The sequence below is a fragment of the Okeania sp. SIO2C2 genome (genome assembly GCF_010692625.1).
GTDB lineage: Bacteria > Cyanobacteriota > Cyanobacteriia > Cyanobacteriales > Microcoleaceae > Okeania > Okeania hirsuta.
On the sequence record NZ_JAAHGM010000007.1, the window covers coordinates 227,863 to 243,583 of the forward strand.

At 37.9% G+C, this 15,721-nt stretch carries 13 protein-coding genes and 1 pseudogene; 9 read left to right on the forward strand and 5 right to left on the reverse strand.

The features are described from left to right. The first annotated feature begins 2 nt into the window (after positions 1–2). The 5 genes from F6K18_RS07510 (at position 3) to F6K18_RS07530 (ending at position 5,617) form a co-directional block, all read left to right on the forward strand. Entirely contained in the window at positions 3–527 is a 525-nt protein-coding gene (locus F6K18_RS07510; RefSeq protein ID WP_287519830.1) for a TIGR02652 family protein, read from the forward strand. Positions 528–936: 409 nt separating this feature from the next. Then, entirely contained in the window at positions 937–1,374 is a 438-nt protein-coding gene (locus F6K18_RS07515; protein ID WP_287519831.1) for a VOC family protein, read from the forward strand. Between the two features lie 265 nt (positions 1,375–1,639). Then, on the forward strand, positions 1,640–1,954 hold the full coding sequence (locus tag F6K18_RS07520; protein ID WP_287519833.1) for a PepSY domain-containing protein: 315 nt from the start codon (positions 1,640–1,642) through the stop codon (positions 1,952–1,954). 912 nt (positions 1,955–2,866) lie between these two features. Then, positions 2,867–3,712, forward strand: a complete 846-nt coding sequence (gene map / locus F6K18_RS07525; protein WP_287519835.1) for a type I methionyl aminopeptidase — start codon at positions 2,867–2,869, stop codon at positions 3,710–3,712. Between the two features lie 807 nt (positions 3,713–4,519). After that, positions 4,520–5,617, forward strand: coding sequence for an NF038122 family metalloprotease (locus F6K18_RS07530; protein WP_287519837.1), 1,098 nt, complete (start codon positions 4,520–4,522; stop codon positions 5,615–5,617). A 915-nt stretch (positions 5,618–6,532) separates the two neighbouring features. On the opposite strand, the gene F6K18_RS07535 is transcribed toward F6K18_RS07530, so the two are convergent. Further along, a complete protein-coding gene (locus F6K18_RS07535) occupies positions 6,533–6,742 on the reverse strand; it encodes a hypothetical protein (protein ID WP_287519839.1) in 210 nt (69 codons plus the stop codon). Positions 6,743–6,886: 144 nt separating this feature from the next. On the opposite strand from F6K18_RS07535, the gene F6K18_RS07540 reads away from it, so the two are divergent. Together F6K18_RS07540 and F6K18_RS37260 are read left to right on the forward strand one after the other, a co-directional pair. Then, positions 6,887–7,579 (forward strand): response regulator transcription factor, encoded by a 693-nt coding sequence (locus F6K18_RS07540; RefSeq protein WP_124147431.1) that lies wholly within the window; start codon positions 6,887–6,889, stop codon positions 7,577–7,579. A 157-nt stretch (positions 7,580–7,736) separates the two neighbouring features. Beyond that, positions 7,737–8,543: pseudogene (locus tag F6K18_RS37260) on the forward strand (transposase); the annotation flags it as partial. 990 nt (positions 8,544–9,533) lie between these two features. Here the strand turns inward: F6K18_RS37260 and F6K18_RS07555 are convergent. From F6K18_RS07555 to F6K18_RS07570, 4 genes are all read right to left on the reverse strand, one after another. Next, on the reverse strand, positions 9,534–10,247 hold the full coding sequence (locus tag F6K18_RS07555) for a PHP domain-containing protein (RefSeq protein WP_287519841.1): 714 nt from the start codon (positions 10,245–10,247) through the stop codon (positions 9,534–9,536). Positions 10,248–11,109: 862 nt separating this feature from the next. Next, a complete protein-coding gene (locus tag F6K18_RS07560) occupies positions 11,110–12,237 on the reverse strand; it encodes a HetZ-related protein (RefSeq protein WP_375341300.1) in 1,128 nt (375 codons plus the stop codon). A gap of 562 nt (positions 12,238–12,799) precedes the next feature. Next, positions 12,800–12,934: a hypothetical protein gene (locus tag F6K18_RS07565; protein WP_287519844.1), complete on the reverse strand. Its 135-nt coding sequence runs from the start codon at positions 12,932–12,934 to the stop codon at positions 12,800–12,802. Between the two features lie 233 nt (positions 12,935–13,167). Beyond that, positions 13,168–13,830 (reverse strand): L-threonylcarbamoyladenylate synthase, encoded by a 663-nt coding sequence (locus F6K18_RS07570; protein ID WP_287519845.1) that lies wholly within the window; start codon positions 13,828–13,830, stop codon positions 13,168–13,170. Positions 13,831–13,895: 65 nt separating this feature from the next. Between F6K18_RS07570 and F6K18_RS07575 the strand changes: the two genes are divergently transcribed. Together F6K18_RS07575 and larC are read left to right on the forward strand one after the other, a co-directional pair. Then, positions 13,896–14,033, forward strand: a complete 138-nt coding sequence (locus tag F6K18_RS07575) for a hypothetical protein (protein WP_287273830.1) — start codon at positions 13,896–13,898, stop codon at positions 14,031–14,033. Between the two features lie 269 nt (positions 14,034–14,302). Further along, positions 14,303–15,628: a nickel pincer cofactor biosynthesis protein LarC gene (gene larC / locus F6K18_RS07580; RefSeq protein WP_287519846.1), complete on the forward strand. Its 1,326-nt coding sequence runs from the start codon at positions 14,303–14,305 to the stop codon at positions 15,626–15,628. The last annotated feature ends 93 nt before the right edge of the window (positions 15,629–15,721 follow it).

Consider the following 15,721-nt stretch of genomic DNA (forward strand, 5'->3'; position numbering starts at 1 on the left):
CTATGACCCAATCCTCTATCAATTCTGCCCTCCAATACCCAATGTTTGGCCCTGAAATTCAGTGTCCTCACTGTCGCCAGACCATACCAGCTCTCACCTTGACAGATACCTATTTATGTCCTCGTCACGGAGCTTTTGAGGTTGACCCAAATACTGGTAAGTTGTGTCATCTTCAGTCTGGCCGTCACTGGCGTCTATGGAACGATGAGTGGTATCGGCAACATACTCATCCCGATGGTATTAGGTTTGAAATCCATGAAGCGCTGGATCGACTTTATACTGAAGGATATAGAGCCACTCGTGTGATTATTGCTCAAAGATATCAGGAGTTGGTTAGTACCTATTTGGAACGTAGTACCCCTTGGCGTTCTAACTCTGACTCTTCCTGTAAGCCCAAACTTTATGGTTTACCTGTAGAATTTAGTCCCGACCCCAAGGATGAGCCTTGCTGGGAAGTAATTAATTTTCAGTTGGACAAAGAAGCAGGAGTACCCATTCGATATCCCTATTTTCGATTGTTTGAATAAACTATTCCGCAGACTTCTTGCGGAAGTCAGGCAATAGGGAATAGCGGTGCGACCCCGCGTCGGCGACAGACGCAAGCGGTCAGACCCCGCGACGACGCCAGCTCGCTTGCGGAATGCTGACTCCTGTGAGGGAACGCGCACCAAGAGAGAGAATAGGGAATAGGGAATAGGGAGGTGAAATTGTTGATGTAATATCTTGAATTGATTTAATTAAAACCTTTTGCAAGAGGTCTAGCATTTATAAATGATTTATAAATATTGATTGATTTAATAGGGTTGATAGCTGAAAAGTCTTTCCCTTTTATCTTGAAAAGTTATCCTTATTTATTGCCAAAATAAATTAGTCTTAGCTGAGTTATATTTACTGTAAAATTAATACTGAAAATCAGGTTAAAAATATTAAACTAGGATGCACCATGCCTCGATTCGGACAGCCAATATTCATCGAGCGATCGCTTTCTATGAAAAACTAGGTTTTACGGTCTGCGAACGCTTTACTACAGGCTATACTTTAGCTTGTTGGATGGAGGGATTAAATGGCAGAATTGAACTGATTGAAATTCCTCAGCCAAAACCTGCACCTGATGCTTTTGGGGATGAGCATTATGTTGGATATTATCATTTATCATTTGATTTGACTCAAAATACTACAGATTTACCTGGTTGGTTAAATGATTTAAAACAACAATTTGATGCTACAGCAGCAGCACAACCAGAAATGTTTCAACCATTGAAAATTCTTTTAGAGCCTACTCAACAAATGATTGGAAATAATGTTTATGAAGTTGCTTTTATTGCTGACTGTGATGGTTTACCTCTAGAATTTATTAGAAAGTTAAATCCTTAGAGTAAATTGGACAATGCTTTGAAGATTTTACAGCAGTTTTGGAGTTGATGAGGTACAAAATTTTAGGACTTTAGGGAGTAGGGAGTAGGGAAAAAAAGATTAATCTTAAAACTATACCTCACGCTCCCTAAAAAGTGCTGTCAAATGCAGCATTCAATTATTGTAGTATGTGATAGCCTTGCTTCTAGAAAAAAATACAATCAAGCAAACCGTTAAATATTCCACTTTACTTCATTACTGGTAACTTTAAACTTTAAAGGAAATTATGAAACAAACATTCCGTAAATTACATAGAATAATAGCCCCAATAGTTTTTCTACCATTATTTGTCACTGTCATTACAGGAGTAGCTTACCGACTTGGTAGAAATTGGTTTGGTTTATCCAGAGACCAGGCACATATTTTAATGGTAATTCACGAAGCCGAATATCTTGGAGAAGACATTAAACCTTTTTATGTACTCCTAAATGGTATCGGATTGATCTGGATGTTAGTAACAGGTATTATTATGAGTGGCTTATTTAATAAAAAGAAACCCAAGCAAAATACAGAATCAAATACAACTACAGTAGAATCATAGAATTACAGCAGTTTTCGGCGTTGCTGAAATGTAATGGTAAGTAGCTGAAGGTAAAATTGAAAAACTTATGTTTTGCGTTGATACTTAATCTAAAAATCATTACCATTCAGCAACGCCCAGTTTTCGAGTTGATAAGGTACAAAGTTTTATGCTTTTAGGGAACAGCGGTGCAACCCCGCGTCGGCGACAGACGCAAGCTGTCAGATCCCACGTCGGCGTCAGACATAAGGGAATGCTGACTCCTGTGAGGGAATAGGGAATAGGGAACAACAAACAAATGAATAAAAATTATAGATTAGTCTTAAACTGTACCTCACGATCCTGAAATTTGCAGTATTAAAAATTCTGAGTAGATCGGGACTTACGCAAAATAGAAATTATACACCATCTGTAGGGGCGTTACGAAGTATGCGAAGCAAACGGCCGAAAGCTTGCGCATAACTATCGTTAACGCCCCTACTATATATGGTGGTTATGCGTAAGTCTTGTAGATCTCATCAGTGCAAAAAGGCAGAAGGCTTTAGTTATCTAGGATAGCTTTAGTTATCTAGGATAGCTTTAGTTATCTAGGATAGCTTTAGTTATCTAGGATAGCTTTAGTTATCTAGGATAGCAGAAGGCAGAAGGGAAGAAAGGTTATTGTACAAGCTTTTGAACCTTTTTTAACTGGTTAGTTATTTCCGCCATCCTGCACTAGTAAACCAATAATTTCATAATATTTTAGTCAAAAAAAGTCTCAATCTATCAATTCCAAGTAGAGTTTAAATATTCTCAATTTATCTTGTCTCAGTCAAGGCATCAATTTGACATTTGACTTTAGTTCTACCTAGACTTTAAGATGTCATAGATAATATTTAAAAAGCGTTTCGGTACAGAAAATGCTGATAGCTAGTTAACAACTTGTCAGAAAACATGAACATTTTTAGTAATATACTCGCAACTCCCGCAAAACCTAAGCCACGTCCTACTGTTAAGAAAAAACAACGTCGAGGAATAGAAATTAAATCTCAACGAGAAATAGAAATTATGCGACAATCCTGTAAAATAGTCGCAACAGTACTCAAAGAAATTTCTCTGATTGTTAAACCAGGAATGACAACTGCTGACCTAGATGCATATGCAGAAAAACGCATTCGAGAAATGGGGGCAACGCCAAGTTTTAAAGGTTATCATGGTTTTCCTGGCTCTATTTGTGCTTGCATAAATAACGAAGTTGTCCATGGCATTCCCAATAAGAAAAAAGTTATTCGAGTTGGTGATGTTTTAAAAGTAGATACAGGAGCTTACTATCAAGAATTTCATGGAGACTCTTGTATTACCATTGGCGTAGTTGAAGTTGCTCCTGAAGCAGCCAAACTAATTCGTGTAGCAGAAGAAGCAATGTATAAAGGTATCGAACAAGTCAAAGCTGGTGCTTATCTACTCGATCTTGCAGGAGCTATTCAAGATTATGTAGAAGCAAATGATTTTCGTGTAGTTGAAGAATTTACAGGTCACGGTGTGGGAAGAAATTTACATGAAGAACCTTCAGTTTTTAACTCTAGAACTAAAAGTTTGCCAAATGTGAAACTAAGAGCAGGTATGACTTTAGCTATTGAACCAATTCTGAATGCTGGTTCTAGATTTACACGAATTTTATCCGATAAATGGACTGCTGTTACTGTTGATAATTCTCTTTCAGCTCAGTTTGAGCATACAGTATTGGTAACAAATACTGGTTATGAAATTTTAACAGATCGCTCCCAAGTTAGCTGTTAGGTATCATGTGATAGATGTGATAGTTTTTTTTCTATCTTAATAATTAGAACTTATAGAACCTATTTGGCATTTTTATTCAAGCTAAATTAGCTTCTGAAGTAGCTAGTATATAGAACCCCTAAACGGATCTATAAACGGGAGTGTGGGAAGAGGGGGAAGAGGGGGAAGAGGGGGAAGAGTAGGGGAAATTGTGAAGCTTGGGGACCTAGATTCTACCTTTTTCCCCTATTCTATATTCTCGATCTCCTGAGGAGGTCCTCCTGAGGAGGTCCTCCTATGCTACTTTGCAAAGATACCAAATGGCTTCTATAGAGCAATTTCTGGCTAGATAGTGGTTGAGTGAGAACTATTTATGCCAATCATGATTAAACCAAGAAAATGTAAGGCTGATGTTAGGTAAGGAGAACTCAAATGGGTTCTATAAGTATTTGAGTGGGACTCAAACAATTTCTGGAGATGTAGCAATTAGCTATCGGGTACAAACGTCAATAAATAATCTTATATAAGTAACATTTTAGGGTAGTAGAAGTCAAGATTAAACCCTGCAATTAAGTCAAACTTCATTAAATCTTTAAATATTTTTTTTAGTTAAATTATACTTGAATGTTTATTCTGTAAGACTTTTAACCGCAAATATATGGATGGGAGAAATATGTTGTTTTGATGAAGCTCTGTAAAAACACTTGCACTGACTGGAAAATGTTTGCTATTTTCTCCATCAATAAGTAAAGAAATGCTGCAAAAAATTAAATTTGTGCATTTACATTTACTGGATGCTCATAATTTCAGAACTCCAAAATTCTAAATATGAAACATAGTAGATTACTAGCTCTAACAGTTCTAAGTTCGGTTGTATCACTATATGTTAAAGTGCCTGAGGTACGAGCTTTAACTATCAATTTGACTTCGACTGACAATACGCAAGCAGATATTGGTTTTCGGAAAGCTGCTGATTTTTGGGAGAGTCAATTTACAGATGATATCACTGTCAACATCAATGCAGGTTTTGAAGACCTTGGTGAAAATATTTTAGGCGGAGCTCTCTCTACAATGGCTTTTACTAATTATACAAGTGTTTGGAATACACTTTTGAATGACATTACCTCACCTTATGATACTATAGCTGTCAGTAACCTTCCGCCAATTCCAGCCTTTGACTTATTAATTAATCGGACTTCTGATAATCCTAATTTTCCTCCTGATTTTGAGACACCTTATCTTGATAATGATGGGAGTGAGAACAATTCTATAATTCGGATGACCACAGCAAATGCTAAAGCTTTAGGTTTCTTTGTACCTCCAGAAACATTTGGTGATTTTGATGCAGAAATTACTTTCAGCAGTAATTTTGAATACGACTTTGATAACACTGATGGAATTACTCTAGGGACATTTGATTTCGAGGCTATTGCTATTCATGAGATAGGTCATGCACTAGGTTTTATCAGTGGTGTTGATATCTTGGATATTAACAGTCCGCCTGCTAGAGATACATTGTTTCCTGGAAATGCCTTCACATTTGTCAGCCCTCTAGATTTATACCGCTATTCGGATGAAAGCTTTGCCCAGGGTGCGCTAGATTGGACAGCAGATACCAGGGAAAAGTATTTCTCAATTGATGGTGGTTTTACTAGCGAAGGTACTTTTTCAACTGGTCAGTTTTCTGGTGATGGTCGTCAAGCGAGTCACTGGGAAGATAATTTAGGACTAGGCATTCTAGACCCAACACTTGCTCGTGGAGAGTTGGGAATAGTTACTCGTCTAGATCTTTTAGCCTTTGATGTCATTGGTTGGGACCCAGTAGAAAAGCCTACTAAGGATATTCCAGAGCCATCACCTATTTTGGGAATGCTATTGGCAATTACTGGTAGTGTTCTACTTAAAACTCAAATAAAATCATCGTAAAAATTCGGTAAGCGGAAAACCAGCCATATTTAACTACTGGATAGAAACAACTTGACGAATGGGGTTGCACATTCAAGAATGATAATAGATTTTAAACTGTACATATATTGAGGAAAGAATTATCCAAAAATATCTACTTTCGGATTTCATCATTCCTGATTCTGCAACGCCTGACTAATTCTAAATAGACATCTCCAATAATATAATAAAACCTACATTCCGCAGATTAACGGTGCTGTTGGGGGATTTTTTTTCCGGCTATATTATATATAATACCATCTGTGTGGCCAAATAGCGATCGCTAGTCTCAAAACATTGCTGATTCTGTCATTGAATAGTCTAGAGATATTATAGCGGTTTTCACAAAGGTAGACTTGCATTGCTTCTGCCTTCTGCCCTCTGCCTTCTGCCTTTAAGCCAAAATCTCTGTATTCTATGTTAATGAAAACTGCTATAATGATGGGTTGAGAAGCAATTAAATGCGTTGGCGGAGCCTAGCGGTAGCTATATCGCGCTCTTGAGTGCAATCGCAGTACATCCTCTAGGAAACTGAATGGATGCGATTAGCTCAAAGGGAGAAATTTTTCACCTAAATCCCTCATGGCCAAAATATTGAAATCCTTACCCTGCCTTACTTGAAAAATATTTAAAATTTCTACTATAACCTGCGGAATGTGGGATAAAAAGTAAAATCAATTCTTATCCAGAAATCATCCATTACTCTTCCCTGTTCCCAGATCCGGTGTTCCCTCTTTTGGAGGAGATGTCTAATGGAAATACTTGTACAGTCTGCCTCTTGCCCTCTACCTTGAGGACAAAGCCCGTTAATTAATTATCTAATACCTTCATTATCTATAGTAGTCGTTATTACTACTCTTAATTTATCATTTTCTTTGTGGGTTTAATACCCCACCGTCAACGGGGGTGTTCACGCATTACTTGGGGGAGCGAATCCCCATGTAATTTTCCTCCTGTCTCCTGTCTTCCCCTCCTGGGAGGGGTTGGGGGTGGGTTGTCTCCTGTCTCCTTCTTCAATGATATTAGGAACGGGTTGAAGTTACTGGCAAAATCTGCTCCATAAAATTGCTGACCACATATTACATTTTTATAAAAATAACTTAACAACTTTTTGTCAAGTATTATAAACCATACATTATTTTAGCTCCACTAATAATGAAAATTAGCTAAATTATAGAAAGTAGTAAAACTAGAAAAATCTATATGCCTGGAATGATTCAAGCTAAAAATGAGCTAGAGGAAAAATTAAAAATGCCAAGCAAAATATTATTAGTAGATGATGAACCAGGGTTACGGGAAGCCGTACAAGCTTATTTAGAAGATAGTGGATTTAATGTAAACGTTGCCAGTAATGCTAATCAAGGATGGGATATCCTACAATCATATTTACCAGACTTAGTAATTACAGATATTATGATGCCTCAAATAGATGGCTATCAATTTCTACAAAAATTACGAGAAGATCCAAGATTTAAAGCTTTACCAGTAGTATTCTTGACAGCCAAAGGAATGACTACAGACCGCATTCAAGGTTATCAAGCAGGTTGTGATGCTTACCTTTCTAAACCCTTCGATCCTGAGGAGTTAGTAGCTATAGTCGAAAATTTGTTAGAACGTCGAATAGTAGCCAAAAGCCCAAATGAAGGGGAAAATACTTCAGATATTGCTGTTTTAGCAAGTCAAATTGCCGAAATTAAAGCAATGTTAATGGGGAAAAATACAATCGCTCAAACCCCATCACCAATTAAAATAGATTTAACCCCAAGAGAGCAAAGTGTATTAGATTTAGTAGCCAGAGGGCTAATGAATAAAGAAATAGCTAGAGACCTAAACACCAGTGTCCGCAATGTAGAAAAGTATGTCAGTAGACTATTTACGAAAACTGGTACAAACAGCCGCACAGAATTAGTTCGTTATGCTCTAGAGCATGGGTTAACTAAATAGTATGATAGTCCTGCTCGCGGAATGGTAGATGAGGATGAACAACGACGCTTCATGGGAGCAAGATACAAGCAAGGGAGCAAGATGCTCCCACTCCACATTGGAGTGGGGGAGTGGGGGAGAAGTAAAGATAATAATATCAGGACTTAGGCACTGACATTGGAAAATCCAAAGGTTTTGTATTCCAGAAAGGGATTTAGCCAGATTTGTCTCCTAAATGGAAGTTGTTCTCGATCTTTACAGCAGTGTCCATTCTGAAGAAAAACCATTAATTAATATGGATGAAGCCTCTGTGCAACTTCAAGGACATCTCTACGAAACCATCCCCATGAAGCCAGGAGAAGACAAAAAAGAAGATGATCACTATACTCCTGAAGGAGTACAAGCTTTGTTCATGTTTTTTGATCCTAACAGAGGATGGCGGCTGCTTAGTAATCGAGATAGTCGGACTCGAATAGATTGGGCAGAAGAAGTGAGGCAATTATTGGATGTGGGCAATTCCATTTGCTCAAAAAGTCAAGTTAGTTTGTGATCATCTCAATACCCATAATATCGCTTCTTTTTATGAAGCATTTCCAGCTCCAGAAACCCACCCTTTAGCTCGAAGATTGGAAATTTACCATACCCCTGGCAATGGTAGTTGGTTAAATGTAGCCGAGACTGAACTAAGTATTTGATCGAAACAATGTTTAGAGCGAAGAATTTGTAGCAAAGAAAAATTGGGGGGTTGCACATTAAAGAATGATAATAGATTTTAAACTATACATATATTGAGGAAAGAATTATCCAAAAATATCTACTTTCGGATTTCATTATTCCTGATTGTGCAACGCCAAAATTGGAAAAAGAATTAATTGCATGGCAAACCGAGCGTAACCAAACTGCCTCTAAGGTGAGCTGGCAATTCTCAACTGATCATGCCAGGGTTGAACTCAAACATCTTGATCCGGTTTTTGAGACCGCCTAAGACTCAATAATTATCACTATCAATTCAATAGCGATCGCTTGTTTCCTGCTACCAATTGACAGTGATCGTCTGTTTGTGATTTTCCATTTTTCTTCAAAGCTGTTATCTTTAAAATAGCAACTTTTTCCTGACTATTCTATTGCACTATTTTAGATTAAACAATCCACTACCAATAGCGTTTATGTGTAATATCATGTCCGGATAATTAGTGATAAAAAAACTTTCTCCTTCTCTTCTCCTTTCTTCCCTCCTGACTTCTAACTCCTGAGGACTGACTCCTCCGTCGTTTATTTATAACTATTCAACCGGACATGGTATAAGTCCTAAATATAGCAGTCGAAGCAAAGATTAGGACATATTAAAAGCTTAAAACTCAGATAACGCAAGATTTTTCCTTCTTGCTTCTTGCTTCTTGCTTCTTCCTTCCTTCTTCTGCTATAAAATAAATAATGCTAAATAGCTTGCTCATTCTACTTCCTACTCCCTCTTTATCTAGAGATGTCTAATATCAAGAAAATATAAGTTTAATCACAAAATATTAATATTTGCCTCGAACTCTTACAACACTTGTTATCCTGAATACATCAATTTAACAAACTGTGATAAAAATCATGAGAGTATCAAAATCATCATTACATCTTGGCCAGTCAATATCTCTAGGAATTGTGTTGTTGCTAATGAGCTTTGGGGTAATGCTTGTGACAACAATAATGATAGCAAATGGAAGCTAAAAAAACAGCAGACCCCTTTCACTAAAATAAAGAGGTCTGGCAATTCAATTTAACAGAAACAGTAAGAATTTCTGTGAACTCTAGTAAAGGAAGTTCATAATAGAATAGCGACAAGTCTAATAAAAATACAGGTAGAAGACCCTGGTGTATAAACAGCGACTCCGCACCCTAGTTTAATCCTGCGGTGTCGCCTAAGCGCAACATCAGGAGTATATCAATACAGCTTTAATTATAGGGGTGGAATAGAGATATTCCCACCCTATAAACGTACTAAAAGATTTTTTCCATGAGTATCAGTACCGCAGGTATTAAGTAGACCATAAGTAGCACTGAGTTTTTTCACTTGTTCTGTTTGTTTTGGGCTAGGATACCAGGGTTTAGTATGAGTGTAACCGTAGTAGGTTTCTACGCCATCAATGCCTAACTTAGCTGCTGCTTTGATTAGATCGGTAGCAGAACGCTTATAACGACAGGGATGAGCAAGTACCGCTAAACCACCAGCTTGTTGAATTGCAGTGATGACATTAGTAGCTTGATATTCTTGACCTTGAGTCGCTTTTCCTGTCAAATAAGGCTGTAGACTTGAGTGTTCTGGGTTAAAGCCATATCCTAGAATATGTACTTCAATATTAATTAAGTTGGCGTTAATTTCTACTCCACTCCACAAAGTCGGTGCTAACCGCTCGCGGTCTCCATCATTAGATTTCCAGTTTTCTAACCAACTTTTAGCTACTTGATAACCAGCAACAGTATGATGATCGGTAATGGCCAAACCTTTAAGGCCGATGGCAATTGCTTGCTCTATCAAACTCTCAGGTTTTAACTGTCCATCCGAGTAAATTGTATGTAGATGAAAGTTATAATAGTATGGACAGCTATGAGGATCAATAGTTTCAAAGATTTGCTTAATTTGAGAGTAGTTATTGGCCACTCGATTAGTCAAATCAGGAGCCAAAGCTATATTGATAGACATATATTTTAATAAATCGTTACTTTATCCAATATATCTAATTTTTATCCAAAACTGCTAATTAGCTCCAGCTAACTAATATATTAAAATTTTATATTTAAAAATATTTAATTGATTAAATAGTATTGATTTAATGGGAATGATGGGAAAAATTTCTATCAAAAAATAAGAGGGTATTTATACTGATTAAATTATTTTCGGTTAAATACTGATAATATCTGTGAAAGTAAGTAATTGGTAATTGATAATTGATAATTGATAGTTGGTTATAGTTTAAATAGCTTCATTGTTTGATGGAATGGTAATCCTGAACTCAAAATAGTTAATGACGAATGTACGTCGCTAATCGGACAACTCCCCTAACTGGCTATTGGCTACTAAATATAATAATAATTGCTGATCTGAACAGAATATTAGTCCCAATTAATTTGTGTTTTAAATAACATAAAAATCGCGAATAGACTGAATGTAATACCAATTCACTCTCAGGATGTCACAAATACTCAGCAACTGATGATGTGGAGTAATAGGCTGAAATTATTGTAAGCGTCAATACTTTAAATCTATCAACTTTCACTTCGCGCCTTCTGACTTTTGACTTCTGATACAAATTCACTTTCAAGATGTGACAAATAGTTTCAAACTTTAAATATTAAATAATTTCCTGAAATTACTGTATAATTAAAGTTTTGTAGATCTATAAAATCTTACTTTTGACTTTTGACTTTCGACTTATAACTTCCGTGAAACGGTATGACTTCCATAAGGTGGGCATTGCCCACCCTAGACAGAAGCAGGATGACCCATATCGCAAACTTTAATTGATGGATGAGTAAAAAGAATCTGTTTCATTTTTAATACCATACTAACTTTGGTCGCTATTGCGAAAGACCCAAGCCATATCCAACAATTTTGCCCAACGTTTTTGTAACTGTTTCGGAGTACATTTAATAGTCTTCGCGATCGCTTGTTCATCTTCACCATTGCGCTTGAGTTGTAAAATTTGCTGTTGTTCAGGAGAAAGAGTTGCCTGGAAAGCTTCCCATTTATTAGAATTCATACCTAATTTTTGGTCAATGTCAGCACCTAACCATTGATGCACTAACTTCCAATTTTTAGAACAAGCAAATTTTTCAACATGATACTTAAAACGTTGTTGTAAATAATCCCGTTGACGAGAAGTTAAACCTAGCTCCTTATCAATATCAGATGCTTGATAATCTTGTAATTTTAGACGCAGATAATCAATACATTGGTCTTGACCTTGAACTTCCAAGTAATTGATTAATTCAGAAATCACGCGATCGCGCAATACAGCTTCAGCGGGGTCAACAGCTTCAGAAACCATTTGCTCCCGTACTTGTTGCACAGCAGAAGACCGACTAAAAGCTTCTGCATCTTCACCTTTGGGAGACTCAACTGCCATTTCAATATCAAGAGAAGTTTCAGGAGGTTGACCCTTAGCAAAACCTTGAGCGCGGAGTACAATCAATCTTTGACGATTCCGGCCAGGCAAACCAATTTGACGCTTGGCGTACTGTTCAGTAAATGCCATATATTCTGCTAATTCTAATTTCACTCTAGGAGTATAGTCTTGCTCCAGATTGTGTTCTCTACGGAAAGCTCTTAGAGACTCAATATAAAAACCTTGTAGAAAATCCTCAATCAAGTTATAGCGACCTTGGAAACTTAACTGCGCTCTAAAAGAAGCAATATGACGATAAATCATAGAAGCAAGTAGAGAGTGTAATTCTACCCGACCTTGCTTAGAACCAAGTTTGTAGTATTGTACGCACTTTTGCAAGCGATGACGAGCCAAACTAAGTTGCCAAGATTGAACTTCACCAGAATTTTGAATCCGATTACTCTTTTGGCAAATCCGCTCTACTTCTTGGGCGATGCGAGTGATTATGGTTTCAGCTTTTGCTGGCTTACTTTTCAAAGTACCTTGCAATTCTTGCAAAACTACAGCAGCTAAAGTTTCAGTATTCATTTCTAGTACAGTATTCGCTGTAGTGTGATTTTCAACTTTGCTGTTGTTAACTTCTGGAGCAATACCAGGGGTTGTGTTCAGGGAGTTGGGGGTGTGGGCAATGTTAACAGTCATTTGATTTTACCTTTGAATAATGCATGGTAGGTGTATGAAGTAATCATGTAGAGTGATTAGGTGTTGGTTGAAATCTGTGTGATTCCTTTCTTTCCTCTACACTTACGACTATAGGAAAGTTCACCCAACTATTTGCAGAGGAGGGTTCCACTTTTATGATGTGGTTTTTCTGTTAACAACCAATTCTCTAATTCACTATCAGAAGTATATTTTCCGGATTTCGGTCTAAAATCAACGAAAGCTAGATATAGATTGAAAATCAGAACTTTACTTCCAAAATTATCCAACTCAAAGAAACTGTGACAATATTCAAATTGGCAGTGCCACCCGTGTAACAAAAACACAAGTGGCACAGTAGTAGGTCTTAGGTTGTAGGTCTTAGGTCTTAGGTTTTAGGTCTTAGGTTTTAGGTCTTAGGTTTTAGGTTGTAGGTCTTAGGTCTTAGGTTTTAGGTTGTATAGTAGTCGAAGGAAAGGTGAGGACATATCAAAAACTGAAAACTCAGACAACGCCAGATTTTTCCTCCTGCCTTCTGCCTTCTGCCTTCTGCCTCCTGCCTTCTGCCTTCTGCTATATTAACCAATTAAGGCTTGCTGATTAAATCTAAAAGCATTGACTGATACTGGCTTGAGCCTTTTTAGAGTCCCAAAAAGTGCCCTTGTTTCCGCTCTTCATGCTCAAAAAGTTAGCATAAAAGGCAAACTAAGGACAGAAAAACTGAGGGACAAAACTTAGCTCCTACCTCCTCTAAATTCTCCATTTCTCCTGTCTCCTGTCTCCTGTCTCCTGTCTCCTACCCCAGCAAAAAGACTTTATTCAGCAAACCCCAATCAGAGCTGTTACAGTTTCAACTCCAAGACCTTGCCTAATGAGATTTGGCTCTTGGCCAGTTAATTCCAGGATAGTGGATACTTGATATCCAGGGTCAGAGCCGTCATCAACAATTATGTCCACTAAATTTTCTAGACAATCAAATAATTCTGCTTTACCAGTAACTGCTCCTACATTTACTGGGGCCATTCCTTCCGCATCACTGGTAATGTGAGCTGATGTTGAAATGATGGGATTGGCCAAAGTCTCCAACAAAGACAAACAAGATTGATTGTCTGGAACCCGAATACCCGTTGTTTTTCGCTTAGGACTCATCACCAGCCGTGGGACTAACTTTGTGGCAGGCAACACAAATGTGTAAGGGCCAGGAATTAAACGTTTGATGATTCGGTAGGCTGAGTCACTCACAATAGCGTAATTGGCGATATTGGACAGAGAGGAACAGAGGAATGTCAGAGGTTTATCATTAGACAGTTGTTTAATTTGTCTAACTCGCTCCACAGCAGATTTAGCATAGAGGTCGCAACCTATTGCGTAAACGGTATCCGTAGGATAAAGCATCACTGCCCCATTTTTCAGATCGCTAATAATTTGTTCTACGCGTCTTTGTTGGGGTGTATCAGGATGAAGTTCATAGAATATTGCCATAATTATTATTTTAGATTATAGAAAAAGCATATGTTAGATTTTAGATTGGAAAAATTTACCAAAAAATGGGGTTTAAAGACCCGTCCTTTAGCGTAGCGGAGGAAGGCTTTTTAGAGGAAGGAAGAAATAATACTAAATCTCAAAAAGTTTGCTATATATCTTTAGTAATGGGGAGATGGGGAGTATTAAATGTAGTAAACTGACACTTATGCAATGATGCCCTGCGACGGATTGTTAAAAGCCTTTCAAAGTCTAGATTTTAGCCGTAAATATGCGCCCTACAAATTTGGCTTCTCCCCAACTATGGCCCAAAATACGCTCATTTTTGAACCGGAACTACCTAAAAGCTAGCACTTTTTGATACCTAAAAATCTTCAAACCTTTATTTGTAAAGACTTTGAGATTTAATCATCAGAGCAATCATTATTAATTATTAATTATTGAATCACCTACCACCTAAGACCTAAAATTTATGAAAAAAATAGCTTACCTTGAATGTCCCACTGGCATTGCGGGCGATATGTGTTTGGGTGCTTTAGTCCATGCGGGCGTTCCCCTAGAATATCTGATAGAAAAACTCAATCTTCTCGGCATTTCCCAGGAATATCAGTTAAGCACTGAAAAAGTGCATCGCAATGGTGTACTAGCTACGAAATTTCATGTCAATCTAACTTCTGCAAATCCTGAAAATGGAGAACCTCTAACTTTTGACCACCACCATCATTCTCACCATTCAGAAAATGACCAAAGTACGGAAAAACACAATCATTCTCACAACCGTCACTTGCCAGAAATTGAAGCATTAATCAAAAAAGCAGGATTGCCCCGACGTGCGGAAGCTTGGAGTTTGGCTGTATTTCACAAATTGGCTGAAGCTGAAGGTGCTGTACATGGTATTGCCCCAGAGAAGGTACATTTTCACGAAGTAGGGGCAACTGATGCTATTGTTGATATTGTGGGGACTTGTTTAGGATTAGATTGGTTGAATATTGACCAATTATATTGTTCGCCTTTACCCACTGGTGGGGGTACTGTGCGGGCGGCTCATGGTCGGTTACCTGTACCTGTCCCAGCAGTGCTAAAACTTTGGGAGTTGCATCAGGTTCCGATTTATAGTAGTGGCATTGAAAAAGAATTGTGTACTCCTACAGGTAGCGCGATCGCTTGTACTCTGGCCAGTGGTTTTGGTTCGCCACCGTCAATGTCTCTAGAATGTGTGGGTTTGGGTGCGGGTTCCCGGGATTTAGCTATTCCTAATATTCTACGTTTGTGGATCGGAGCAGGGGAGGTTAATACTCCACATTCTCAACTTACAGAATATCATTCTCCTAGTTCCCCACATCCACACCTAGAAACTGTAATGGTGTTGGAAACTCAAATAGATGATTGTACTCCTCAAGCGATCGCTTATACTTTTGATGCTCTGTTTGCGGTAGGTGCATTAGATGTTTTTACCCAACCTGTGACAATGAAAAAATCTAGGTTAGGAGTTTTACTTACTGTTATTTGTCTACCGGAAAAGTTATCTGCTTGTGAGGAGGTAATATTTCGAGAGACTACAACTCTGGGTATTCGTCGCTCTACTCAAAAACGGGCTATTTTGGAGCGCACAATTAATCAGGTGCAGACAGACTATGGAGCAGTGCGGTTAAAAGTGGCAAAGATGGGGAATCAAATTGTAAATGTGCAACCTGAATATGAAGATTGTGTCGTATTAGCTAGACAGCAGAATATTCCTTTGATGGAAGTACAGAAAATGGTATTACAAGCGTGGAATGGGCATCTTGCCCGTTCCTGATATTTTCACCGCAAGTGCTGCGCGCAGGTAACAGGCAACAGGGGGAATAATTTATATTTTGTATTTTGGATTGTTTGAACTATTTGTTAATAT

Bases quoted from the DNA above. Each gene is read 5' to 3' on its own strand.
- F6K18_RS07510 (WP_287519830.1), top strand. From the start codon at position 3: ATGACCCAATCCTCTATCAATTCTGCCCTCCAATACCCAATGTTTGGC.
- F6K18_RS07515 (WP_287519831.1), top strand. From the start codon at position 937: ATGCACCATGCCTCGATTCGGACAGCCAATATTCATCGAGCGATCGCT.
- F6K18_RS07520 (WP_287519833.1), top strand. From the start codon at position 1,640: ATGAAACAAACATTCCGTAAATTACATAGAATAATAGCCCCAATAGTT.
- map (WP_287519835.1), top strand. From the start codon at position 2,867: ATGAACATTTTTAGTAATATACTCGCAACTCCCGCAAAACCTAAGCCA.
- F6K18_RS07530 (WP_287519837.1), top strand. From the start codon at position 4,520: ATGAAACATAGTAGATTACTAGCTCTAACAGTTCTAAGTTCGGTTGTA.
- F6K18_RS07540 (WP_124147431.1), top strand. From the start codon at position 6,887: ATGCCAAGCAAAATATTATTAGTAGATGATGAACCAGGGTTACGGGAA.
- F6K18_RS07555 (WP_287519841.1), bottom strand. From the start codon at position 10,247: ATGTCTATCAATATAGCTTTGGCTCCTGATTTGACTAATCGAGTGGCC.
- F6K18_RS07560 (WP_375341300.1), bottom strand. From the start codon at position 12,237: ATGAATACTGAAACTTTAGCTGCTGTAGTTTTGCAAGAATTGCAAGGT.
- F6K18_RS07570 (WP_287519845.1), bottom strand. From the start codon at position 13,830: ATGGCAATATTCTATGAACTTCATCCTGATACACCCCAACAAAGACGC.
- F6K18_RS07575 (WP_287273830.1), top strand. From the start codon at position 13,896: ATGGGGTTTAAAGACCCGTCCTTTAGCGTAGCGGAGGAAGGCTTTTTA.
- larC (WP_287519846.1), top strand. From the start codon at position 14,303: ATGAAAAAAATAGCTTACCTTGAATGTCCCACTGGCATTGCGGGCGAT.